Annotated in this window: 38 protein-coding genes; 4 read left to right on the forward strand and 34 right to left on the reverse strand. The window is 34.4% G+C overall.

Annotated elements, in window-relative coordinates; genetic code table 11:
- Positions 1-304: 304 nt before the first annotated feature.
- The 30 genes from HGC4_RS05160 to HGC4_RS05305 form a co-directional block, all read right to left on the reverse strand.
- A complete protein-coding gene (locus HGC4_RS05160; RefSeq protein WP_050709063.1) occupies positions 305-1,948 on the reverse strand; it encodes a hypothetical protein in 1,644 nt (547 codons plus the stop codon).
- Positions 1,938-2,546, reverse strand: a complete 609-nt coding sequence (locus HGC4_RS05165) for a hypothetical protein (RefSeq protein WP_050709064.1) — start codon at positions 2,544-2,546, stop codon at positions 1,938-1,940. Before HGC4_RS05165 ends, HGC4_RS05160 begins: the two co-directional genes overlap by 11 nt.
- Complete coding sequence (locus HGC4_RS05170; protein ID WP_050709065.1) at positions 2,539-2,826, reverse strand: hypothetical protein; 288 nt, start codon at positions 2,824-2,826, stop codon at positions 2,539-2,541. The genes HGC4_RS05165 and HGC4_RS05170 overlap by 8 nt, the downstream gene beginning before the upstream one ends.
- Complete coding sequence (locus HGC4_RS05175; RefSeq protein ID WP_050709066.1) at positions 2,795-3,292, reverse strand: hypothetical protein; 498 nt, start codon at positions 3,290-3,292, stop codon at positions 2,795-2,797. Before HGC4_RS05175 ends, HGC4_RS05170 begins: the two co-directional genes overlap by 32 nt.
- Entirely contained in the window at positions 3,279-4,136 is an 858-nt protein-coding gene (locus HGC4_RS05180; RefSeq protein ID WP_050709067.1) for a hypothetical protein, read from the reverse strand. Before HGC4_RS05180 ends, HGC4_RS05175 begins: the two co-directional genes overlap by 14 nt.
- Before the next feature lie 122 nt (positions 4,137-4,258).
- The gene (locus HGC4_RS05185) at positions 4,259-4,855 is read right to left on the reverse strand and encodes a hypothetical protein (protein ID WP_050709068.1); all 597 of its coding nucleotides are present in this window, start codon (positions 4,853-4,855) and stop codon (positions 4,259-4,261) included.
- A complete protein-coding gene (locus HGC4_RS05190; protein ID WP_050709069.1) occupies positions 4,855-5,811 on the reverse strand; it encodes a hypothetical protein in 957 nt (318 codons plus the stop codon). Before HGC4_RS05190 ends, HGC4_RS05185 begins: the two co-directional genes overlap by 1 nt.
- Before the next feature lie 13 nt (positions 5,812-5,824).
- Positions 5,825-6,916: an ATP-dependent Clp protease proteolytic subunit gene (locus HGC4_RS05195; RefSeq protein ID WP_050709070.1), complete on the reverse strand. Its 1,092-nt coding sequence runs from the start codon at positions 6,914-6,916 to the stop codon at positions 5,825-5,827.
- Positions 6,917-6,987: 71 nt separating this feature from the next.
- Positions 6,988-7,653, reverse strand: coding sequence for a hypothetical protein (locus HGC4_RS05200; RefSeq protein WP_050709071.1), 666 nt, complete (start codon positions 7,651-7,653; stop codon positions 6,988-6,990).
- Positions 7,650-8,090, reverse strand: a complete 441-nt coding sequence (locus HGC4_RS05205; protein WP_050709072.1) for a hypothetical protein — start codon at positions 8,088-8,090, stop codon at positions 7,650-7,652. The genes HGC4_RS05200 and HGC4_RS05205 overlap by 4 nt, the downstream gene beginning before the upstream one ends.
- Before the next feature lie 78 nt (positions 8,091-8,168).
- Entirely contained in the window at positions 8,169-8,666 is a 498-nt protein-coding gene (locus tag HGC4_RS05210; RefSeq protein WP_050709073.1) for a hypothetical protein, read from the reverse strand.
- Between the two features lie 503 nt (positions 8,667-9,169).
- Entirely contained in the window at positions 9,170-10,414 is a 1,245-nt protein-coding gene (locus HGC4_RS05215) for a VapE domain-containing protein (protein WP_050709074.1), read from the reverse strand.
- A 195-nt stretch (positions 10,415-10,609) separates the two neighbouring features.
- Positions 10,610-11,257 carry a DUF6633 family protein gene (locus tag HGC4_RS05220; protein ID WP_050709075.1) on the reverse strand — a complete coding sequence of 216 codons (648 nt, stop codon included), beginning with the start codon at positions 11,255-11,257 and terminating at the stop codon, positions 10,610-10,612.
- 5 nt (positions 11,258-11,262) lie between these two features.
- Entirely contained in the window at positions 11,263-11,454 is a 192-nt protein-coding gene (locus HGC4_RS05225) for a hypothetical protein (RefSeq protein ID WP_050709076.1), read from the reverse strand.
- Positions 11,455-11,456: 2 nt separating this feature from the next.
- Positions 11,457-11,645 carry a hypothetical protein gene (locus HGC4_RS05230; RefSeq protein WP_050709077.1) on the reverse strand — a complete coding sequence of 63 codons (189 nt, stop codon included), beginning with the start codon at positions 11,643-11,645 and terminating at the stop codon, positions 11,457-11,459.
- Between the two features lie 4 nt (positions 11,646-11,649).
- Positions 11,650-12,177 carry a hypothetical protein gene (locus tag HGC4_RS05235; RefSeq protein WP_050709078.1) on the reverse strand — a complete coding sequence of 176 codons (528 nt, stop codon included), beginning with the start codon at positions 12,175-12,177 and terminating at the stop codon, positions 11,650-11,652.
- Positions 12,174-12,455: a hypothetical protein gene (locus tag HGC4_RS05240; RefSeq protein ID WP_050709079.1), complete on the reverse strand. Its 282-nt coding sequence runs from the start codon at positions 12,453-12,455 to the stop codon at positions 12,174-12,176. Before HGC4_RS05240 ends, HGC4_RS05235 begins: the two co-directional genes overlap by 4 nt.
- A gap of 13 nt (positions 12,456-12,468) precedes the next feature.
- Positions 12,469-12,699 (reverse strand): hypothetical protein, encoded by a 231-nt coding sequence (locus HGC4_RS05245; RefSeq protein ID WP_050709080.1) that lies wholly within the window; start codon positions 12,697-12,699, stop codon positions 12,469-12,471.
- 6 nt (positions 12,700-12,705) lie between these two features.
- Positions 12,706-13,128 (reverse strand): hypothetical protein, encoded by a 423-nt coding sequence (locus HGC4_RS05250; RefSeq protein WP_050709081.1) that lies wholly within the window; start codon positions 13,126-13,128, stop codon positions 12,706-12,708.
- A 6-nt stretch (positions 13,129-13,134) separates the two neighbouring features.
- Positions 13,135-13,317: a hypothetical protein gene (locus HGC4_RS05255; RefSeq protein WP_050709082.1), complete on the reverse strand. Its 183-nt coding sequence runs from the start codon at positions 13,315-13,317 to the stop codon at positions 13,135-13,137.
- A 3-nt stretch (positions 13,318-13,320) separates the two neighbouring features.
- Positions 13,321-13,542: a hypothetical protein gene (locus HGC4_RS05260; RefSeq protein WP_050709083.1), complete on the reverse strand. Its 222-nt coding sequence runs from the start codon at positions 13,540-13,542 to the stop codon at positions 13,321-13,323.
- A 1-nt stretch (position 13,543) separates the two neighbouring features.
- The gene (locus HGC4_RS05265; protein WP_050709084.1) at positions 13,544-13,759 is read right to left on the reverse strand and encodes a hypothetical protein; all 216 of its coding nucleotides are present in this window, start codon (positions 13,757-13,759) and stop codon (positions 13,544-13,546) included.
- A complete protein-coding gene (locus tag HGC4_RS05270) occupies positions 13,752-14,003 on the reverse strand; it encodes a hypothetical protein (protein WP_050709085.1) in 252 nt (83 codons plus the stop codon). Before HGC4_RS05270 ends, HGC4_RS05265 begins: the two co-directional genes overlap by 8 nt.
- The gene (locus HGC4_RS05275) at positions 13,996-14,373 is read right to left on the reverse strand and encodes a hypothetical protein (protein ID WP_050709086.1); all 378 of its coding nucleotides are present in this window, start codon (positions 14,371-14,373) and stop codon (positions 13,996-13,998) included. Before HGC4_RS05275 ends, HGC4_RS05270 begins: the two co-directional genes overlap by 8 nt.
- Positions 14,374-14,385: 12 nt before the next feature.
- Positions 14,386-14,661 carry a hypothetical protein gene (locus HGC4_RS05280; RefSeq protein ID WP_050709087.1) on the reverse strand — a complete coding sequence of 92 codons (276 nt, stop codon included), beginning with the start codon at positions 14,659-14,661 and terminating at the stop codon, positions 14,386-14,388.
- 2 nt (positions 14,662-14,663) lie between these two features.
- The gene (locus tag HGC4_RS05285) at positions 14,664-15,128 is read right to left on the reverse strand and encodes a hypothetical protein (protein WP_050709088.1); all 465 of its coding nucleotides are present in this window, start codon (positions 15,126-15,128) and stop codon (positions 14,664-14,666) included.
- Positions 15,103-15,273 (reverse strand): putative quorum-sensing-regulated virulence factor, encoded by a 171-nt coding sequence (locus HGC4_RS05290; protein WP_157258142.1) that lies wholly within the window; start codon positions 15,271-15,273, stop codon positions 15,103-15,105. Before HGC4_RS05290 ends, HGC4_RS05285 begins: the two co-directional genes overlap by 26 nt.
- A gap of 20 nt (positions 15,274-15,293) precedes the next feature.
- Positions 15,294-15,785 carry a hypothetical protein gene (locus tag HGC4_RS05295; protein WP_050709090.1) on the reverse strand — a complete coding sequence of 164 codons (492 nt, stop codon included), beginning with the start codon at positions 15,783-15,785 and terminating at the stop codon, positions 15,294-15,296.
- On the reverse strand, positions 15,782-16,144 hold the full coding sequence (locus HGC4_RS05300; RefSeq protein WP_050709091.1) for a hypothetical protein: 363 nt from the start codon (positions 16,142-16,144) through the stop codon (positions 15,782-15,784). Before HGC4_RS05300 ends, HGC4_RS05295 begins: the two co-directional genes overlap by 4 nt.
- A 4-nt stretch (positions 16,145-16,148) precedes the next feature.
- A complete protein-coding gene (locus tag HGC4_RS05305) occupies positions 16,149-16,439 on the reverse strand; it encodes a hypothetical protein (RefSeq protein ID WP_050709092.1) in 291 nt (96 codons plus the stop codon).
- Between the two features lie 20 nt (positions 16,440-16,459).
- Between HGC4_RS05305 and HGC4_RS05310 the strand changes: the two genes are divergently transcribed.
- Positions 16,460-16,804, forward strand: a complete 345-nt coding sequence (locus tag HGC4_RS05310) for a hypothetical protein (protein WP_050709093.1) — start codon at positions 16,460-16,462, stop codon at positions 16,802-16,804.
- Positions 16,805-16,948: 144 nt separating this feature from the next.
- Here the strand turns inward: HGC4_RS05310 and HGC4_RS05315 are convergent, their stop codons facing one another.
- From HGC4_RS05315 to HGC4_RS05325, 4 genes are all read right to left on the reverse strand, one after another.
- Entirely contained in the window at positions 16,949-17,173 is a 225-nt protein-coding gene (locus HGC4_RS05315) for a hypothetical protein (protein ID WP_050709094.1), read from the reverse strand.
- Positions 17,174-17,296: 123 nt separating this feature from the next.
- Positions 17,297-17,704, reverse strand: a complete 408-nt coding sequence (locus HGC4_RS05320) for a hypothetical protein (RefSeq protein ID WP_050709095.1) — start codon at positions 17,702-17,704, stop codon at positions 17,297-17,299.
- 158 nt (positions 17,705-17,862) lie between these two features.
- The gene (locus HGC4_RS18815) at positions 17,863-18,024 is read right to left on the reverse strand and encodes a hypothetical protein (RefSeq protein WP_185099949.1); all 162 of its coding nucleotides are present in this window, start codon (positions 18,022-18,024) and stop codon (positions 17,863-17,865) included.
- A 92-nt stretch (positions 18,025-18,116) separates the two neighbouring features.
- Complete coding sequence (locus tag HGC4_RS05325; RefSeq protein WP_050709096.1) at positions 18,117-18,464, reverse strand: EF-Tu C-terminal domain-related protein; 348 nt, start codon at positions 18,462-18,464, stop codon at positions 18,117-18,119.
- A gap of 545 nt (positions 18,465-19,009) precedes the next feature.
- Between HGC4_RS05325 and HGC4_RS05330 the strand changes: the two genes are divergently transcribed.
- Genes HGC4_RS05330 through HGC4_RS05340 form a run of 3 tightly spaced genes read left to right on the forward strand, consistent with a single transcriptional unit; the run spans position 19,010 to position 23,088 of the window.
- Positions 19,010-19,672 carry a hypothetical protein gene (locus HGC4_RS05330; RefSeq protein WP_050709097.1) on the forward strand — a complete coding sequence of 221 codons (663 nt, stop codon included), beginning with the start codon at positions 19,010-19,012 and terminating at the stop codon, positions 19,670-19,672.
- A 27-nt stretch (positions 19,673-19,699) separates the two neighbouring features.
- Positions 19,700-20,191: a hypothetical protein gene (locus tag HGC4_RS05335; RefSeq protein ID WP_050709098.1), complete on the forward strand. Its 492-nt coding sequence runs from the start codon at positions 19,700-19,702 to the stop codon at positions 20,189-20,191.
- Positions 20,188-23,088, forward strand: a complete 2,901-nt coding sequence (locus tag HGC4_RS05340; protein WP_050709099.1) for a hypothetical protein — start codon at positions 20,188-20,190, stop codon at positions 23,086-23,088. Before HGC4_RS05335 ends, HGC4_RS05340 begins: the two co-directional genes overlap by 4 nt.
- Positions 23,089-23,213 lie beyond the last annotated feature (125 nt).

The raw sequence follows: 23,213 nt of genomic DNA on the forward strand, positions 1-23,213 counted from the left end.
TTATAAACACCTACATACTTGATTATTAGCATTTTTTCTCTCTTGTTTTTGGCAAAAACAAGTAGTAACAGTCTGTTGACCCTGCCTCGCCCTGTCAGATTCTTGTAATTACCCCCTCGGTATACTACCTTATGTTAAAATTAACATTTTAATTTAACATTTTCATTTAACATTTAAAATTAACATTCGTCGCTCACACTAGCACTCAAACACTTGATATACTGAACGTTTACACCATTACCAAAGACAAAAAAAGCGCTAACGAACTTAATCGTTACCGCCTACAATATCATTGATTACCTGATTACCCAGTCCATGAGCCACCCATACCCGAACTAAATGAATCAGCAGGATATCTGTTCATCCCAATGACCAGTGTGTCCCAGGCATCCGTCCCATCAGTCCGGTACTCAAGCTTATCCTCTTCTGTTTCGGCTAATTTCTCTCCCGATTTATCTTTACTAAAACCATTCGGACCATTCCGTGTTCCGGTGTTCTCTATTGAAACTATAAGTTCTTCGTTATTCTCTTGATTCAATAAAGGAGTCAAGCCACCTTCGACTTGACCTTTTAATAAACGATTGATAAGCAAATGCTTCTCGTGATGCTTCATTGGTTGACCGATGTAAGCCATAGTAACCTCCCAACCATTTAAGAGAAAGGTGCGTTCTGCTACTATTGCAAAGCTATCATCATTAACTGCGTAGTTAGATCCAAGTGCTGTTGAATCGTAGTAATACACTACATGTTTCTTAAGATGAAACCTATAATAATGACAGAAGTCATTTATAACCTCTTCAAGTTTACGCTCATACTTAACATAGAAACTTTTGATAGTGTTGATAAACCTACCTTCACGTTGTCCGGCTACTAACCAATTGATATTCGAGTTATAGTCCATTGCCACGCATATAGGCTCGAAAGGCAGAACGTCTGCATCTTGTAGTGAACTGTTGTCCTGTACCTTTTTCAGATTATAATCAAGCCCTTGAAGGTAATCGTTATTATTACGAGTGTAGTAGTGTATTCTACTATTCAATGCTGCATAGAAGCCATCTTTAAGAGTTCCTAATCGTTTGCAAAGAATAGATGTTTGAAAAACAATTGGGGGTAAATCCCTTTTCATTTGTTTTATATAATCTTCTCCTAGAACTAATAGGTTCTCAATGCTTGACCATTCGCCATAATTAACAGCCACTTTACGCAACTGAGAAAGCGTCTTAGCTAATGTTTTATAATAAGAGGGTAGATATTTAGGAACCGATTCATTCAGCCTCTTAGCCTCTCTAAATCGCTCCTCAATCTTCCACAATTCATAGATGACCCCGTGAATAGTTTCAATTAATTCTAAGTCCATCTTATCCTTATAACCGAGAAACCAAGAACCTCTTTTTGTTGTCGGCATATCAGATATAATAAGCATTCCGTGATGGTAGGGAATATGTCCAAAGTGCGAACGAATACCACCATTAGCAGGAAAAGTTTCATCCTTTAGCTTTTCAAAATCTAAGAATTTAGCTTCATCACAAAGAATCCAATCAAGCGTTAATGAGTTTGAAGATCCAATTATATCCTGCGAAATAAAATAAACAATAGATCCATTATACCAATACATGACATGTTCATAATTGGCAGGTTCTATTATAGGCTTAGCAAAACCTAGCGATTTCGGAGGCTTCTTCCCTAATACATAATGCAGATCTCGCTTGAATCCGAACGCTTCTAAGCCTTTTAAAGTACCGGGCAGTGTATTTGTTAATCCACGTTTATAAGATGGAAAAACAAAAGCACCTGAACTTCTAGGCATCTGTTGTATATTTCGCAAAACAAAAGGAGAAGCAATACCATGAGTTTTACCAATACGCCTACCACCTACAAAAACAGTTGTATGAGCACTGGTGTACATGACCTGTTGTTGTGGCGGATTAAAATATATTTTATTCGCCATAACTTTGTATTTCTTTTAATAATTCGGGGTTAATACCTATTTCCTCAAAGTCTACATATTCAATATCAGCTTCATATTTCTTTTTCATAGCTGCTATTCGTTCTTGAATATTTGAAATGGGTTTGATACCTATTACGCTCGGATCAGAAGTAGGAACAAACTGTTGTGGTATAATTTCATCCCACGGAAATTCTAAGGCATCTTCTTTATCTAATTGATTGTATTTAGCATATTTATCACCTGCCATAATCATGGCAATAGGATTTTTTTTGATACGAGCCAAGTCCAAAGCCTCCATGAAAATGGCATTGACTTTGAAACGGTGAAATGCTTTAGAGGCTGCGTTTATATCACCTAACAACTGTTTAGTGATCTTTATATCCTCATAAGCTTCTGATTGTGATATACCGAACATGGAGACTAACGTGTCTCTCATTTCCTTGTCTTTCTTGAGAGGATAATCGTTCCATATCGTATAAATCAAACGGATCCGTTTAATACGATTGATAATCTGAGGTGATATCTTTTCTTTTTCAAGAGTATCAACATCATCATACAGATGTCTATGACAGAGGACTAATGTTGTTTCTTTACGCATTTTCTTCTATTTCCATATCAGCGATATATCTTTCAGACAGTTCAACAGCCATCGGCGAACTGGCTTTAGCTAACTTCACCTCCTGACTTCTGATTTTATGTATCGTGATGATTTTACCTTTATGATAAGCCTTGTAAACGGGTGATGATTTACTGTTGATATCGGATCTGAATTGTATTTCATCTAAATCAAGTAGAATAGCGATCTGACTGGGTGACATCAGATCTCCTGCATATTCTTTAATCTTATCAAGTATCTCTTGTGAGTAATTGTTTGGCATTGATTGACTTCTTTACAATTTCATTTATAGCATTTTCATATAGCTGATAAATTGCCTGATCGGTGGTTATTATTCCGCTTTCGTTTCTGTTACCTCTTGTCTGATTTTGTGAGGTATTTATTGAAACTTTGTATTTCTCGTTACTGAGTAATAAAACTTTGGAGTGATTATTTGATAGATATATCTCATCAAATACATTACTGGCAAAAGGAATAAGTTTTGCTATCTTCATAGCTGCTTTCATATCGATCAGAAGCTTTGCACTAAGAATCTGACTATTTGACTTTTGCCTAAACATAGATCTTATAAATTCTTCTGATATCGAAAAAGAGGTAATGAAAATATCAGCAGCTCCTATTTGTCTCAATACATCACGAACAACATCAAACAACTGCACATCATCAGTTAAATAAGCCTGTAACGGGTACAGGCTTAGATCTTTTAATATGCTTTTATTCTGTGACACTTGTATCAGTATTCGTATCGGGAATACTCAATCCTATCTCAGCTAATTCTCTCAGTTGTGTTTCGTCTACTGATTGACCATCAGATAGTAACTCATCAAGTCGGAGCTGCATTTGAGAAAGCACATGGTCTTTTTTCTTCGGGTCTGTTAGATTCGGAACCTTTTTCTTGTTGTCGCTCAAGTATTTTCTGTTTGCACTTACTTTCTGAGGAGTAAGGGAAGGAACAGCCGGAGCGATTACAGTATCAACAACTACGGGAATAATAGGAGTAGGATCTTCGGGTGGATCCTGATCTATTGGTGTAACAGGTACAGCAATAGCAGCATCATATAACCTCCAATTATTGGATATTTTGTCTGCAATTTCTATCAATTGCTTAATGAATGGATAACGATCACACGGTCTATCATTCTTCATTAACTTCAATTTCTCATGGAAGGATCTTATAAGAGGATATAATTTTTTGTTAGATTCAAAAGCCTCTTTGGCTGCATCAGGTAAAGTATCGTGATCTAACCTCTTACCATTTGTTGCTTTTGGGTCTGCATCAACAACAGGTAACACTTCTTTCTCTATGCGTACTTTTTTCTCCTCGAACTCTTTAAGTTCCTGATCAGTTAGATTTTTGTATGCCTTTATCTTCGCTTTTTCGCCTAAGATCTCAGATTGTTTTTTCAACTCATAAACTAACTTTTCTACATTCTTTTTTCTGATTATGTTATCATATAGAATACGATTTCTATTAAGCTGCAACAATAGGGTTGCTCCTGCTTCTACATTGGAATGATCAGAAGATAACCACTTATCGACTTTCTCTTTAAATTCTAAAGATGGATTATTCATATTGAGTAAATTATATGTTTATAAATCAAACCTAGTAATTACCTAATATGGCAGAAAAGACAAAAGAGGCTTTGCAATTGCAAAACCTCTTCACCACTTAACTAAAAAAAACAGATTATATATTAAGCACCACCAGTCTGCTCATCAGGGTTGATAGTACCATCTTCTGTAACTATTTCACCCATATATATGGGAAAATGACAAACATCTGTACAAGAAGGAGTAATAGTTGTCCCCATTTCGTCACCTGTCGGATCAGATCCTAAGCTTAGGGTAACATCTGTATTGGTTTGAAACATTTCGTTCCCTATCACTCTATATGTTCCATTTCGTTGTTGAATGAGGTACACATAATCGTCGTTAGCTGCTAACTTCGATAAACCTGCTGATTCTGCATCGGCATTAGGAACAACAATTACAGCCTGATTAAGATATGTCTTTGATGGTTTACTTCCTTGACTTTCTGCTGTTGCCGGACTTTTGTCTGAAAGGATGTCCATACTTTTCCACTTTTTTTCGGCTACCAGTTTAAAACTACCTACATATGTAGCTAAATCTCCCATTGAACCGCTAGTAGGAATTTCAGTTGGCAAAGTAGGAAATTTTACAATACTACCTTTTGGAATAAAAAATACTTTTGGACGGATACCCGGAGTATTTGTTTGCCCTGTACACCATTCTAATGATGTTGGCTCTGTTGCTGGATTACATTGTTTCATTATTCTGTTGCAAGTTTACCGATTAATAATTTCTCAGGAGAAATAGTTTCATACTGAACACCAAAAAGAAGAGCTGCTGATAAAGTAACCAAGAAAGCTTTGAATCTGTCAATCTCAATTTTCTCTAAATCTTGACCATTACCTGTACCCACTAACATATTAGTTCGGGGTGTAATTTGAATAAGCTTTGCGTCAGCTTTATTAGGGAGTGCTACCAATTCACACAAACCGTTACTACCTTCAAGAAAGGTTTTTTCAAAAGTTTTATTATAGACTACACCTCCAACACTTTGCTGATAATCATCTTCATAAAACTCTTTCACTTCCACTGGAATGAACATTTTAGTAGGCATTGATTTCAGAACATCAGTACCCGAACGCCAATAATCCTTTAGCAAATCTTTTGCATTATTACGGTTTATTACCTCGTCAAATACATATAGGTTTTTTTGTGCAGTAGAAATAGTTGTTGCTGTTATCTCAGCCTGTGCAATTGTGTCAAAACCATTAAAAAGATCTTTACTTTTTGTACCAGCACCATTTCTTATAGCCGAAAAAAGAACACCATTTAGTTTCCCTCCAAGTGATTTCATCATCGAAGCAACTACTAATCTTGAAATATTTACGTTTTTAAGAGACTCGCCTGATAAGGTCAAGCTTCCATAAATAGATTGTACTATCTTATTGGGATCGAAGTTCCTGATTACTGAACCTAAATACGTTTCAAGATCACGACCTTTGATATCAACACCATCAGATTCTCTTTCTGGATCGTATGGTCCAAACTCCGCATCATCATGAATTTCTCCTACTGTTTGTCTATACTGGATACCCGGTCTTAATGACATATGATCCAGTGAGCTTTTAAGCCCTATTACTGGCATCGAAAGCATCTCGCCTCTAAACTGATGAGCCGATTTAGCTAACTCTTGTGGGGTTATATTAATATTTGCCATATATATTTATTTATTAATCTTTTGGAAGTAATTTTTCTAATTCAATAGCAGCCGCTAAATTTTCATAGGCAGTACCAGCCGAATAAGTTTTGCCACCATCATTTATTTTAGCTACCTGACCAGTTGTATCACCATCAGAATCTTTTAAGTTTTTCAACTCGGTTTCCAGTTCTACGATCCGATTTGTTTTTTCGGTCACTACTCCTTCTGCATCCAATTTGGCTTGGTTTGCCTTTTCAATGCCTGCATTCAGTTTTTCTAAATCAGCAACGGAAAGATTTACCTTTCCTTCTGATTCTTCTACACCGTCAACACTTAGTATAGTATTAACATGAGTCCACTCTTTTTTCATATTTATTATAGGGGTTTGAGGGTTATTATCTGTTTGTTCTTTTTTGACTGACACAGAATTAAAAATATCTGAGAAACTATTTTTTAGTTCCTCCCATTCTTCTTTTATTACTTTGATGATAGATTTATCTTCATCCGAATTATTTTTAGTTTCCGCAAATCGAGAAGGTAATGGCAGTCCGGCTGCATTTACTAATTCTTTGAGTTCGTTAGTGTAATTTATTTTCTCACTAGATTTTCCATAAATCTCATTCACAAAACCCCATTCTTTTGCTTCTTCTGCATTCAACCAAGTTTCTTCTTTCATCAGATTAAGTATCTCTGAAAGGCTTTTCTTTGATCGATTCACATACATACGTGCAAGAATAAGAGTTACTTTTTCATTCTCTTTTTTCTCTTTTTCTAGTTTCTTGATCAACTCATCTATGTGATCTTCATTCATATATGCGTATATATCAATTGGTGACATTGCTTTATGAATGAGATAACCACTATTTATGTGTGCTCTTACCGTTTTAGCACCAAGTGTAGCCACGGTACAAGCAGAAGCATTAAGCCCGATCATATCAACTGTCACATCTCCATGTGCTTCAAATTGGGCTGCTATATCTATTGCATCTGCAACTTTGCCACCCATTGAACTCATACGAACTGAGACAGGTTTTTTCTCATGTTTTGCCATTATTGACTTTACATAAGTCTTTGAGTTCTGCCAAACTCCTATGTACCCGTCTATATCTATTGTATATGCCATAATAAAAAATGTTGCATCGGAATTTTAATTCACAATGCAACATTATATATATTATAAGGTATAGGAAAAGACTAGAATTTATTACGTTTCAGTTCATTTACTCTAACCCAGTCTCCATATATGTAGCGTTTTCTCTTTTCGTTTTCAGATCTTGACTCTAATAACTTATTAATTGATCTACTTAAATTTTGTTTTATAAGATATATTTTAAGATTCTTTTTTAATATTTCATGTAATGGAGTACCACCACATAAACATTCCTTATACTCATTGATAGATTCCGTACAGATATCTGTAAATATCGAGTTTGATAGTAACATATCTTTACACTGTTTTCTGAATGCATCTATTTCACGTAAGCACGAAATTCTATCATAAAGGAATCTTTTACCAAATGACCTACCACTATAAAGCATTTCATTACGCATATCATTAACTGTGTAAATTGATGGAGCTGTAAAGCCTTTACCATCTACCATACCCGATACATATTTAGATATTGACATTTCACAGCCATTGAAAAAGGTAATATGATCCATAGATTGTTTTGAACATATACCTATGGGTGGCTTTTGTTTATCTATCCTTTTTTTTTCTTCTTCCATCAATTTCGTTGTTTCAATACAAATTTTATTAAATTCAAATGCTGCTTTTGAAAATGCTCCAATAGCATTTTTTACACCATCTGTTAGTTTAATCCAAGCTGTCGGATCTATTTTTATATTTATTTTTTTCATACTATTTCCAATAATGAGAATAGGTTTGTATAAGATATCTCATATTCCAAAATATTGGCTCCTGTTGTTTCTCCGGGACTTGTATGTTTTACTTGAGTAATAGGAAAAGGCATTTCATTTGTACCTAGCAACCAAGTTTTACCGTTTACATCTGTCAATCGAAAGATCATATCTTTATTGATTAATGCTTGCTTGAGTGTCCACGGGAACAAAGGTTGTTCTCCTGCTCTGAATTTCAATAAGGTGGTGAATACAGTTTGACCGCTCACAATCTTTGATTCGGATTCCACCGATGCCATACCCTCCATACAAATTGTAGAAAAAGTACCGTAAACCTTTACAGGAATACCGAATGTTATTTTCTCATTTGCTTCCATAACAGTCATAGTTCCGACTGCATATTCTAGTTGTTTATATCCCGATAAAAAATTATTCATATTTCTTTTATTTTACAGATTATCACCATTTTAAATATTTTTTTCTTGTGTAAAAAACGCCTTCAAGTCGAAAAAAGATTATGATAATTTAACATCATTCTCGCTTCTATATTTTTTCCGCAACCGATAATATTTTTGTCGTATGACTTCGGCGTTTTTATCATCTTCAATATTGGGAATGCCATGACTTTCACACCACGCATAAATGATTTTAGTTAGTTCAAGTTCTTTGATTACTGACAGCTCAAGAAGCTCAGTCCACATATTGTTCATAAAAATCAGATCTAGCCTTTCAACCAATATATCTTTGGCTGCTTCGACCAGGTAATTATAAACACGTGGGTCTTTTTCTTTGGAATATGGGATTTCAAGCCGAACATAGAAAACATCACCTGAAGTATAGTCCTCCGGCGGTGCATCCGTATCAATCCAATGAGGAGGTTTCACTAGTAAAGTCCTTATAATTCGTTGTTCGGGAGAATCTTTTGGCAAAACTATTGGATCACCAAAGTGATGTGTGAGGTATTGTTGCATATACCTTTCAACTTTCAGATAAATGTATTTTTCGCTACTCATATGCTTTTTTGTATTTCTTCCAGTTTAAAGATACCAACTATTTCGCACATTTTCAGCATTTTACACGTTAAAAGTAAACAATTTCATGCTTTTAATAATGAAAAACAAAATTTATTTTTACTTACTACAAACTACACACACCTAAAACACTATGTATCTGAATATTGAATGTAGTTTTCATTGTAGTACGTATATTTTGTAGTAACTTGTAGTAGGTTGTAGTAACTATATGCTTTAAGGTGTATCTACTACAAAGAAACGGCACAAACAAAGCGTTTCAAAGGCTTGTAGTAATGTAGTAAGTAAGTTTTAGAGATTTACTATTTACGAAAACTACTTTATTTGTAGAAATAAAAACATATTCTATATAGATATAATAATAAATAAAGCATACGTAAACGCAAACTCCCCCGAAGCACTAAAAAAGAAACGAACGAACGAATACTTTTAATAGATACTCCGAGGGAGGGGGCAAAATAAAGGCGTATGCGGTTTAAATAATTTTACTCTATAAATTTTATATGATATCCATACATTGGGTTACCTCCATCTTTAGGACGAAAGGATCCACGCACATATCCGAGAGCTGCGAGAGCTGCACCAAGCTTTGAGGGTGTGATCTTCGAGTTATCTTCTTTTCGAATCTTATGACTGAGCCTTTGTATTATTTGTGTGGGGTTTAACTTTTCGCCATCCTCATTACTGGTGGGGGCGATTAAATATTTCTGAACAAATAACATTGCATCTGTTTCAATCTGATATCGCCTGTTATATTCTTTCAGTTCTTCAAAGTCCACTTCACTAAATATATAATTAAACTCAGTACCTTCTAAGAGAGTGAGTGCTTCACTCCATACTTGATCAATGTCAACTACTTTAGAATAGTTCTTATCAATATTTTCCAATTCAATAGTTCCCCAGCGTCGATATCCGTAGCTGTCATGAAGAAAGCCTCCCTTTTCTGCATTGCGGTTCGTAGTGAATACGCCGCAACCCATACGAGCCTTAGAAGTAGGAAATTCTTCATGTTTGCGTTTGTTTAGTATCGTCTTTGCTGAAAGAACCGATTTAAACACATCTATATTTGATTTACCTATTCCGACCAATTCGTCAAATGTTACAATCATATAGCGAGTGAATACATCTTCGGTATCAAATTTCTTGTCGTCACGGCTCGACTTCACATAATACTCACTAAGTGTTTCGGGTAAAAGGAACTCAGAAATAAATGTTTTCCCGATACCCTCCTCACTGTGTATGAATCCTAGTGCTACATCATTAGGAATAGACTTTATCCAACAGGCTACACAAGCAACTAACCATTTACGAATTAGTTTATCCGTGCGTTCTCGGTAATATTCGGGCGTGTGATCATCAAAACAACGGGGTGTTATATGCTTGCATAGAATATCGATATGACTTTCACCTTTATATTTGCCTCTAATGCTATCAAAATATTCTACGATAGGGTTACAAGGCTGTATATAATTGGGGCTGCGTATGATCTTGCGAAGCATATTGTCGCTTATGTTCTTACCCTCTGACATGATATGTAATGAGATATCATCAAACGTTGGTGCAAATGCGTATCGATCAGGATCTTTACATGTGATCTGTATTTTAGTAGGGTCTTGAATAGGAATACGAATATCGTAATGTTCTAATAGAAAATTAACAACATCCTTTATTTTATCAGTTTCAAAAAGAGATTTTTGTTTTGATATCTCTTTTTTCTCAATTTTTGCCATATACTTTGCCTTTGCCTTTTGTTTTATACTAGCCTCGATTGAAGCGTATAATTATATTCAGTTCGTAATCTGTTTATCGCTGCTATTTTGACAGAATCGGGATCATCACAATTGAAATAAATTATCTTCTCCTTACAATTAACTGCGAACCCTTTCGTTCTGATCCTATAAATCAAACAATAGAGGGTATTCTTATCATTGCTTTTCTCCATTACTCATTCTCTTTTCTATTTCCGCTGCAATAATCTGAGGTATTCGTTTTTCACATTGTATTTGAAATTCATCCATTAATTCCTTTTGTTTTAGTCCTTTCTCTTTAAGCTCATTGAATATAATTTGCTTTTGTTCTGTCTCAACTTTTTCCCTTATAGATGCCAAAGCTGTATTAATCTTAGTCAATGCTCTGGGATGTGCATACATACGATCAATATTATATTTAAAGAAAGAAGTTAATATTCTTTGTGCATCAACTGATCCGTAAAACGGTCCATATTCAGACCTCATAATTTTATCAAAAATAAGTTTCATATCTGCAAGTCGAAAATACTTGTATAAAGGGTAAATCATAACAGATACCGCACGTGTTTCTGTCAATGGTTTGTTGATGTTAGAAAAATCATTTAGAAACTTCAACCACTTTTCAACATACTCTGCACCAGGCATTGATCCATTTTGAGTGTACATGCAATTTATATCTTCGAGAGTTAATCCATTTTTTATTACAGACTCTTCTATCGTTGTTACATGAGAATAAACAATTAGCAACTGAGCAGGAGAATAGTCTTTTAAAAAGGAGTCAAAGGTTGGATATTGAGCAAATGTTTTATCTTGTATTGGTGTCATAATATTTATTGTTTTAAATATTCTGTTAAAACTATCATTCTGAATTTCTCTCCTTTCTCTAATTCGGAAGGAGTAACCGCCCACGCCCGTTGGAACGTTTCATTATCCTTTGCTGATTGGTAGGCTTGTTCTAACAGAAAATTAGCCATCTCCCATTCTTTCGGCGTGCATTCTATTGTTATTGATACTTTGCTCATAGTTATAGTGGTGTTATTTTTACTCCTGAATCTTTAAATGACTGGTATAACTTTCGGTCTAATTCTTCAACTCCATTGTTTATTAAAAAATCAGCTTGTGCCTGATCATCCATTTCATTGAATTCGGTATAAGTATTATCATCTACCTCAAGCCAATTCACACATATTTCATAATAATATAGTCGTGGCATAATTTCAATATTTTAAATCAGTCCAATGAATTATCTTGCCTTTAAAGTCTTGATTAAACCATCTGAAAAAATCATGAGTAGAATCAAAGCCATCATTCTTTGCTAGCGTATTAATCTCTTCTAGTGAGAGCACACGTTTATCAACAGATACCCGAAAGCGTTTTCGTAATACAATATCTAATTTGGGTACATATTCTTCGAAGATATAATGACATACTGTTTCTACTCCTAACAAAGTCAACGCTTCCTTTATTATTGGATTAATCTCAAGACCAACGTCCTTAATTTCTATTTCTTGAGTCGAAATAACTTTACTTTCAACGAAACAATTGTAATTGGGTGTTCTTGCTCCTGTTGCAAAATGTATCTTTCTGCCTGCTTTCCATCTGTTTGTTTTGTCATATCTTATAGAATGAGGTTTCTTACTATCACCTGTAAATTGATGTTTCCAATTATTTACACAGTTTAATATTTTTGATTCAAAATTCGTATAGCCACCCCAAGGATACTCTATCTTAAAATTTAGTATCATAGCAATTCTCCTTTCACTAAAATTAAATTTATTGATAGGCTTTTGCCAATTTTGTAATAGATCTTATCTCCTATTGCACTAATATCTATCGGGGCTTTGGCTTTTCCTTTATTCCGATTGTAGTCTGAGACTACTTTTGAATAGCGAGAATCGAGGTTTGCTTTTAATTGATCTTCTGAGATCACATTGTCTTCGATTTTCTTAAATTCCTCATGAAGCCTTTCTTCTAGGTTATTACGAGGAACGTAATATGTTATTTCAATGAAGTACTTTTTCATAATTAATTTGATATTAAGACATTAATGTATATCCATCTTTAGCGATCACAATACTTTCTTGAGTAAAGAATGGCTCATGTAAATCTTCATCGTATTCTTCATCGTTCTTTTCAGGAAAACTAAGTCGAAAACAATCATCTACTTTAGACTTTATTTTATTTTCGACTTCATCTATATCTGCATCTTCTGGAATATATCCTGCATATATAACTATTACTGATATTCCTTTGGGTTCTCTGCTCATGGCTTTTTATTTAAATAAAGATTGAACATATTTGAAAGTCTTAATATGCTCTTCTTCTGAATCATACAGATAACTTTCTTCATTAAAGAAAATATGATACTTAACTTTAGATAATAGGTTATCATCAAACATGTTGAAGAAAATATTAAACAATTCAATCATATTATCAGCCCTTCCCATTGATATCCCGTGTGTGTCTTCTCCGAAGTCTACAAATTCATTATTAAATGACATTATACCCTTTTCAATAGGATATTGTACTCGTAGAATAAAAGTTCGTTTGAAATGTACTTCGAACTGTACGTTTTGTTCAGACTTACAATATTCTTTGATCTGTAAAGAGAATACACCGAATAGTTCTGATAATTCTTCTTTTGATAGCTCACTAGGCTTTTTGTTTATTGCGATTTTGATTTCTTCTTTATTCATTTTGGGTTATTTTTTTTTAAAATCGATTGTTGTTTTCTTTTGCTCTTTTAATTGCTCAAGTAATTTTCTGATCTTTCGAAGTTCTTCGAATATATAATTAAGAGATTGCTTCAATAATGAAAAACCATAATACAGGGCTATTGCTATTGATAATCCTGCGATTGAAATATCACTCATTACTTTACTCATAATCTAAAATGTTTCTAGTAAATGCTTTCTGAACTTTAAGAATTTTGCTAAAGCTTTATGTAATCGCTTAGCTTCTGATTCATTCAGGGTTATAGAATTATAATCTTGAATAGTCCCTATTCTTAAGTCACAAGTGTTATAGTTGTAATCAACTTCTAATACACGTTGCTTTGAATTTATTACTCGAAGAAGTTCGGGTTGCATTGATTTGGTTTGCTTTTTCATCTTATACTTCTTTAATTGTTTCTATTACTGCATTATACAATACTTCTGCGAGCCATCCCGTAGCCATTAACAGGTTACCTGTTGCGTATGAGAGTTTTCTAACGGGAACGGCTTCGCCTTGTATTATAAATTCGAGAGGAATATCGGCTTGCATTTCTACTTTCTCTAATAAGAGATCGTACATAGCTGGTGATAGGTACAATATATTTTCATCCATCTTTACCGAATTTCTCAGGATTAGTTATAAGGTCTAAAACCTTTGAATAGGCTTCTTTATATTCAGCTTCGTTAGATTGTTGAAATGGTGCCTTTAACTTCTGGTTAAAAGCTTTGTAAGATTCAAAAGTTTCAGAGGACTCAAAACTGATAGAAGGGGATGAGCGAAATATTGTCACTGTAATGGCACAATTGTGATATACGGCATAAAAGATATATGCTGATTGTTTGTAATACTTAACCATTTGAGTCCTCCTTTTCTTCTAGTTGTTCTTCTGTTTCAAAAGTATAATCATCGTCTGCACTAATTATTGTCAATTTTACTCCAGGTGAGAAATCGATTACTTCTGCAAGAACTCCCTTTTCATTCCTAGCCCATTGTTTTAGGTGTCTGCCATCTTCATCTTGAGTATATAAATAGCCAAATCCTTCAAGGAATTTTTGATAACCTTCTCTCATGACTAAGTATGCTATATGTTCTGCTAATTCTTTAGTATCATCCATATCAAAAAAAACAGAACCCCAACCTTCTAATGCTGCTTGAGTCCAAACGGATTCGTCTATTTCGACTATATAGTTATCTGTACGAACTGCGTCTATGCTATATTTTTTCATAATCGTATAATTTTACTCTATAAATTTTACATGAAATCCATACATTGGGTTACCTCCATCTTTGGGACGAAAGATTCCACGCACATATCCAAGAGCTGAGAGAGCTGCACCAAGATTTGAGGGTGTGATCTTCGAGTTATCTTCTTTTCGAATCTTGTAACTGAGCCTTTGTATTATTTGTGTAGGAGTCAACTTTTCGCCTTCCTCATTACTGGTGGGGGCGATTAAATATTTCTGAACAAATAACATTGCATCCTCGTGTTTTTCTTGTGGTTCTTTTAATTTCATTATTATAACTCCTTATTTTTAAGTTGTTCTGATTTACTTTTTTCACAATCGATATCTCCGTAATAAACCGATCTTGCTTTGATTATTTTAAATAGTGTTTCGAGATCAGGTGCATAATAAAAATCAAGATGAGACATAGCAGTTGAAAGGCACGACTTGAAATTCCCATCTTTGTCAAACTTATAATTATCAAATATTCGAAAATGGAGTTCTACAAAAAAACCATACAATTCATTACTATAAAGCCAATCATAAAAATCATCTGTATCCTCAAATTCTCTTAATTGATAAGTTATTTCTGCATATTTAAAAGCTCGGTTTATCTCTTCTTCATCCATTGAAGATATTTCTGCGTAAAAATCATTTAGGTCGTATGAGGATGGATAACCTGCTAACAATTCTATTTTATTGATTTTTACATCATTCTCAAAACAGAATTCACTAATCTCCTTTAGTAGCTTTTTCATTTTTTATTTCCAATTTTATAGCGTCCATGTTATCTTCAATATATTCTTTAACCTCGGTATCACATTCTCCTTCTTCATATAACCAAAGAAGATGAGATCCGGGAACATCTAGCATTTTATCACCTTGATAAATACCGTACGGCATTGGGCTTTCATCTGTTAATATCATATTGCACTTACTTTTTTATCGATTATAATTTCGGTTTGCTGTGGCTCTTCAACTTTGGCAGGATCATCGCCTGTTATTTGTCTATCTGTCACTTTGTACATAGTTTTCCACCCAGTGGCGATGAAGTACTCAAGCATTTCAATTGCTCGTTTTTCATTCTTTTCTGAGAGGCTTTTCAACCTTTTTAGCATTATTGATTCACGTCTCGAACCCATATATTTTTGATGATCTTCGAGTAGATAATCTTTATAGAGTTTCCACGTTTCAGAAAATTCTGTACTTGGAAAAGGTAGCTTCACATCAATAGGAGCAATAGGCTCTACGAGTTTATCAAATTCGTTGTGATACGTCACAATCTTATTCCATTCGTCTGCAACGACTTTAAATGCTTTCTGCATCCTTTTATCAGTCAATCCTTCAACTAACTGATAAAATAGATCATTGAATTTGGAGATAGATCCCGACAATGTTTTCCACTGAGGTTTCATAGATTATATTTTTCGGCTAATGAGGCTAATACATTTTCCAATTTCGAGTAATTGAATCCAAATAGAGGATAAGCAATTATTTGCTTATTTTCATTACTGAGCGAATCAACCATTAATATTTTAGATTGCTCAAGCTCAGAAGCCATTGATGTTGTAATTTCAAAATTGCAGTAAAAAACTAATCTCGTTGGAGGTTTTACCTCTCTGAAATGTTTGTCTCCTTTTTCCTTTATCAATTCAGGTTTACTAGGATCGAAGAATACTATATTAGCATCATCAATAAATACATAAGCAATAGAATGACCGTTTTTAGTTGTACCCTCTGTAAAAAGAGAATCTTTCTTTTTTTTAAATTCCATGATCTTAATCTTTTTTTAGTTTTATATTCTGGTTTGTCGCTGGCAATTGATTTTCTAAGTATTCAAGTTCTACCTTCTTGAAACTCATTTCTCTTAACTTCTGATAAAATGTCGAATATTCGTATTCGAAATGCAGTAGAAAATTGTTTCTGATCGCTTTTTTATCTGATTTAGACAACTGATCATACCTCTGCTTAAATGTTAATTCTTTTATTTCTTTATTCATAGTCTGTAAATTAGTCTTATATTTAGTCTGCAAGGTAAACATTTTCATACTGAAAGTAAACAATTTCATGCTTAAAATAAGTTAATTAAATGCAAGACACTATTAATCAAAGGATTGTTATTTACTGCGAGAAAAAAGGATATAAGCAAACAGATCTTTGGACGGCTGGGTATGCGTCTAAGCAGACGGTTCAATGGATTTGGAAAGGTAGAAGCAAGCCGGGGTGTGAGTTTCTTGAAAGATTCATAGCTGCACACATAGATTTGAATGTTAGATGGCTATTCACAGGAGAAGGAGAAATGACAGAATGTGTTGATCAAGAAACACAGACGATCATTACATATCTTGAAAAAAGGATTAAGGAAAAAGATGATGAGATTGAAGAACTCAATCGAAAATTAGATGGTCAAAATCAGAATAAAAATAAAAAATAGCAGACACTTATAAAAAACAGAGGTGACAAATACAGAGTAGACAAAAATAAACAACTCATTATAAGAACATTGAATACGCCGTGGCGTCTCCGATATTCTCCACAAAATGTGAATCCTCAGACAGAAATGTTTGGGGATTTTTATTTAATCAAAAAATCTAAAATATAAATAAGCAAGTCCTATTATCACCCCAAATACAATAGGTAATCCTATTAAAGTGTTGATACAACCATGACTTAGATTATTAGCTCCATCATCAGAACTTCCTTTTAAATATTTTAGAGATTTAGAGAATCCGATGGTTTTCAGAAATAAATATCGAATACGCACACCAATAAACCTAGCCAAATCGAACATAATATTTTCCATTTTGAGAATGCTTTTACAAAACTAATTGTTTTCTCAAAATCTTCACAAAAAGAATTCGAGACTTTGGTGCTATGCTCCACAAAATTTGAATCCTCAGACAGAAATGTTTAGGTATATTTCGTTTTACCAATCTAAATCATTCGTATACTTTTCACCCTTATACTTATTAAAGTCTTGGACCTTAACACATGCAAGGGATTCGACATTAAGTTGCCAAATAGAAGAATATTCCGACCATGGGTCTGTAAGAATTTGAATGTTATTTTCATCAATGAATTTAAGAGCAAATGCATCTTTTATTCCATCAACACATATGCATCTAAAATTCTTTACCAGAATTAAAGTATCTCCACCAACAACACACCAACTATTATCGTCATTTATAAAAGCGCAAGTAGGTTCTCCATAAAACGATCCAATATGAATATTCTCTTTGGTTTCATTATTTATAAAATAGGCATCTTCATAAACATTGCCAATTTCAAATAAATCTGTTTTATATAAACATCTATAACCTATTTGATTCTTCATTTCAAGATAAAATAATTTATTTTCATAAAGCTAACAATTTTCTCAAAACCCGCATAAGTGAGTACGAGATTTCAGGAGTATAGATTACATAAAAAAATCCCCATATATTTCTATTGGGGGATTATTATTAATCAGAATCTCGTGATTCATCAAATCCTCTACTTGTTTTGTCCTGGGGCATAAGGTTTAGCAGATTGACTTCCTGTAATCTTCTTTGCGTGTCCCGGAGGAATACCATTTTTATTAGTATGTACTGTTTTACACGATGATACAAACAATAACCCAACAATCAACGAGCCAAATAAAACTAGTCTTCTCATGACATTTTTGCATTAGTAATAAAGAATCTAACAGTATCCGAATAGTATTTGTTCTCCTTAGTTACAATTATCAGCCAGAAATATCCGAGGACTTATTGTTCTAAACAGAAATCCGGTCTTAAGATTTCTGTTATAATGCCTATCCCGACTATTCTTGTCCCCTCTCTTACTTCAAATTCTTTACCTACATAGAGTTTTCTAATATGAAAGTGAGGACTTGCTGTCGTCAGATAACAATCAACCGTTTCTCCTAAAAGACAAATCTCTTTATCTATAAATGCTTGACAAGCATCCCAATCTTTTCCATCGTAATGAAATTGACCTCTATATCCGTTTCTTACAGATGTTTTTCGTCCCCCTTCTTTTTCTAATAAATAGTATATATTAGCTCTTAATTCAGGTATTGGATTTGTAAACCGATTTAGTTGATTTGCATTCATTGAATAAAATTTCCTATAAAACTAATAATCTTTTCAAAATCATTACATAAATGAGTCTAACATTATGGATTGACCTTCCACAATAACTAACAGATTCTCATCTTTGAGATTATTCATTGTTTACTTCGTAGAATGCATCTGATATAAACTTGGCTCTAATAGAACAAAAAACACCAATCCTCTATTAGTGGGTATATGAAAAAGTATAATTACACACCGCAACTACAATTAACACACTTGTCTATAATATATAAACTCAAAGATCTTATAAGTGGAATTAACGACATAAACAGTATTAACAATCACCCCAAATGTTAAGGCATTGCTTAATATCTAAACTTACCTGCAAAAAACAAAAAACATTACTCATGCAAACCTTACTATCAGCCAGTTTCAAGGCAATAGTCTATCCATCAGAAACACACTATCTAACTAGTTATTAAATAAGTAATGTATTTTATTTATGTATTTTATCATTTATTGGCACTAATATTATAAAAAAATTATATACTTTTGACTTTAGAGATATTAAAAAACGACAACTAATGAAAATTTTCTATGTATTTATGCTAGTAATATCTAGCATAGTTTTCGCGGAAGCACAAGTGGGCGTTAATACCAATGACCCTAAAGTTAGTTTGGATGTTCGAGCAGTCGCTGTAGATGCAACTACTGCCGAAGGTATAATAGCTCCACGACTAACCTTAGCTCAATTGGTTTTGAAAGATGCCAAATATATGGCCGATCAAACAGGAGCTATTGTTTACGTAACAGATATAGTTGGGAATAATACTCCTAAAACAAAAGAAGTAACTTCAGTTGGGTACTATTTCTTTGATGGAACCATCTGGCAAGCAATTGGACCAGATCCAGATTCGAGGTTTTTTTACATGCCATCTGTCACTTTACCAACCGACTCCTCAGATCCATCTTATAACCCGAGCACAAAAGTATACACAATAGACCTATATAAAGCATATGCCGAACAATTCGGGTTGACAAATTCGGGTTCATCGATTAAAAGCGCAAGTTCAACGTCTCTACCCACATTACCAAGCAATGCTTTAGAATATTTCATTACTTATTATGACAACACCGTCTTTCAGAGTGTTACATTAAGTGATGCGGGTGTGTTAACGTATAAACTGCCCGATGAGATCACGATTTCAGACAAAACGTTTATGAATATAATTTTTAAAGCTAAATAACAAGCATAACAAAACAAACAATAGACTATGAAAATATTTTATGCGCTTACACTTTGTTTATGCACGATATTTGCATATTCACAAACCAAACAGACGAATTCTGCTGACGGAACATATATCTTCCAAAAAGCAACATTTACGGTTTACAACTACGACTCCAAAGCAGAAGTTGACACTCGCGCCATAGATAATGCCGCTTTACTTGATACTACTGATATATTTTTTCAAAAAGTATTTTTGAAAGCAACGATAGAAAATGATCAACTATCGTTTTGCACATTACCTGATCAGCGCGAATATAAGGTAGAGAATCAATTAACATTGGTTCCTGCTCCAACTAAAGAATTGAGTAAAGAAGATTACACAAGTAATATTTCTATGCAATTATCCCCCTACACTTTCGAAGTCAACAATAATATACTAACTTTTACCTTCATCTATTCATATGGAGATTCCAGATATAGTTTTCCATTAGAGGGTAAATTAACTGTGAGCCTTACTAAAGAAAAAGATCAATGAAAGAACTATATTATAAAATATTCTACTTATGTGTTTTTATATTTTCAGTAGGAAATATAACTGCTCAAGATTGTGATTTGAATTTTACAGTAACAACTACATCAACCCCTTCTACCTGCCAGGCTAATGGAACAATAACTGTAACCTTAGGAGGTGATTTAAGCAATATCAGCAACGTACAATATGGGTTAACATCCGCAGATGGGTTCACAATTAACCCACAAGAGAATAATGTATTAGCAAATATACCAGCAGGCACCTACACGGTCACAGCAAGGGCATTTTGTCTTACAAATGAAGATTATAGTGTGGTAAAAACAGCACAAAACGTAGTGGTAGCAGGTACATACAAAGTACCCGAGGCTTCATTTAACCCTTCATCCTCACGTAAATCTTACAACACATGTAATACAGGTATTATAGTGTTAAACGTTATAAATGGTAGCGGAATTTTCACCTTTAATATAATCTCTGCACCCGATGGAGCACCCACAGGTGTTATTACTCCTACAAAAAGCGGATCATTATATACGTTTCCCGGACAAAATTATCCGGCAGGCAATTATGTAGTTCAGATAGAAGACGGTTGTTATACAGCCGTAGCTACTTTTACTCTGGATGAGATTACCGGTTTCCCCACTTTCAGCTATTCTAACACCACATTCTATCCTCCAAGTGTAAAAACATCATGTACTACTGTTACTTATAGTCCAGGATCAATAAGTTCCACCACTACTCCCGACTATTACCGCTATTTTGCTGATGGTATGTACGAAGTAGGTATTGCACCTACCGGTTCTATGCCTACTCAATGGCTTCCATGGTCTTCATCCAGACAGAATTTTGAACTACCGTCTGCTTATATCAATTATTACCCAACAAATAGCCTGACTATATATATTCGCTTGAAAGGATGTGAGAACGTTTATGTTTCTCAAACCAGCAATCTGAGAAAACCATATCCTGTTTTCTCATCCAGCACCCGAACTTGTGAAGACTACCAATATTATTTTTATCCTTATGGCGATTATGATGGTTTTTTCTGTTATCCGCTTTCCATGGTTATTACTCAAACCTCAGCAGGAGAAGGGCAAGGAACCATTGTATACGAAAACCACAATGTAATGAGTACTGCAAGTCAATATGTTTCCCTCAATTATGGCGCCACTTATACTATGGTAACTACTGATGCCAGCGGAACAGTAGACACTAGATCGGTATCTCCTACCAGAGGAAACATCTCCCTTACTTATACAGATGACAATTGTAGCACCCAATATAAGCTTTCATATTATACAACAGATCCTTGTTACCCTATTGAGGTAACCATTACAGATCCTTCAGGTGATATTATACATTCTAAAACTCTTACCTCAACAACAAGCACTGTTGTTGATCTGGAATATGGCAAGGCATATATATTTGAAGCTATATATGTTGGGACAAATCCTTTACGTACTTATAGAACTACTATAAATAGAACTTCATCTATACCTACTGCATATACATTATCGCTTTATAGCACAGATCAATGCGTAGAAGACCAAGGGCGATTACAAATTAGTAGAAGTGGGTCAGGTAATTTCCCCATAGGTACTACTTTCACTATAACCGGACCCGAAGGATATACAACTCAAACAGCAACTGCTACCTCTTCCACATATTACTATTACATGCCTACAGCCAAATTGCCTGCCGGCACATACACGCTTACTGTTGTTAATGGCTGCGGAAGTACCACTCCAATGACGGCATCTTTAACTCTCAAAGGTATATACAGTGGTAAAGAGTTGACATATACTACAGAAAACACATGTTCGGGAATGAAGGTTACACCCTCAGGTTACATGACCTACCAGAGTGTACAGCAAACCAATTCTACTTATTATAGACTGACAAGCGGACCAACAGGTTACGATAAAACAGTAATTAAACCCGGTGGCTCTTTTACACTCTCTACACCTGGTGTTTACAAATTGGGTATTACTCTTACTAACAGTACTACAGGTTGTGTAATCAACGAAATGACAATTAATTATACTGCTCCCCCATTAGCTTTAAGCCAAACGGAAACAAATGCCTATGTTTGCGTAGAGAGCAGCAAAGGAGTTATTCTCTTAAGTGCCATAAATGGTGTAGCACCTTACAAATACGAGCTATGGAATAAAGAAAATACAGTAAAAGAAGACATCCCTGATGTTGTTTCATCGGAACATCAAGTGTATTTTAATTATGGAAAAGCCAATGAAACTTATACTGCACGCATCAGTGATAATTGTGGTAATAAGTTCAGCCAGCAGATAACCCTAGCTAAACTTAGTTCTGCACGTGTTGTATATGCCACTAATAACAATGTCTGTAATGGGGACTCTATACATCTTAAATGTATAACATTAGGAAAGACTGCTTATGACTGGACTGGACCTAATGGCTTTGCTACAACAACACAGAGTCCTACAATCCCTAATGCTCAAGTAAACATGACCGGATGGTACAAAGTATCGGTGATGCCCGAATTTTGTGGTGAGCCCGTACAGGATAGTGTTTACATTCAGGTTTACCCCCCTTTTGCAATAGAAACTATTACGGCTGACCAAAAGACATGTGTCCGTACAAAACCAAGTACGCTTAGTTGTGACGTAACAGGAGGAAATGGTATATATACCTATCAGTGGCAATCGAGCACAGACGGTGTATCAAATTGGACAAATATAGTTGGTGCTACCAGTGTAATTTACTCACCTCCTGCTCAAATTAAATCTGGAATGTACTACTATCGTGTTATCATAACCAACACTTGTGGTGTTATTGAAAGTAGTCCTATAAAAGTAGATGTTACACCTTGCTACATTCGAATAAATCCTGATATAAGGGTACGGGTAAACGGCAAGAAATAAACCTTTTTTGCATAGTGATAAAAAAGACCGAGACTAATTATTATAAATTATAGTTTCGAGGGGAAGTCCATTTTTGGTACTTCCCCTTAATATTTGTCTCTAATAGGCTATCATAAGAACGTTGC

This window comes from Dysgonomonas sp. HGC4 (assembly GCF_001261715.1).
Taxonomy (GTDB): Bacteria; Bacteroidota; Bacteroidia; order Bacteroidales; family Dysgonomonadaceae; genus Dysgonomonas_A.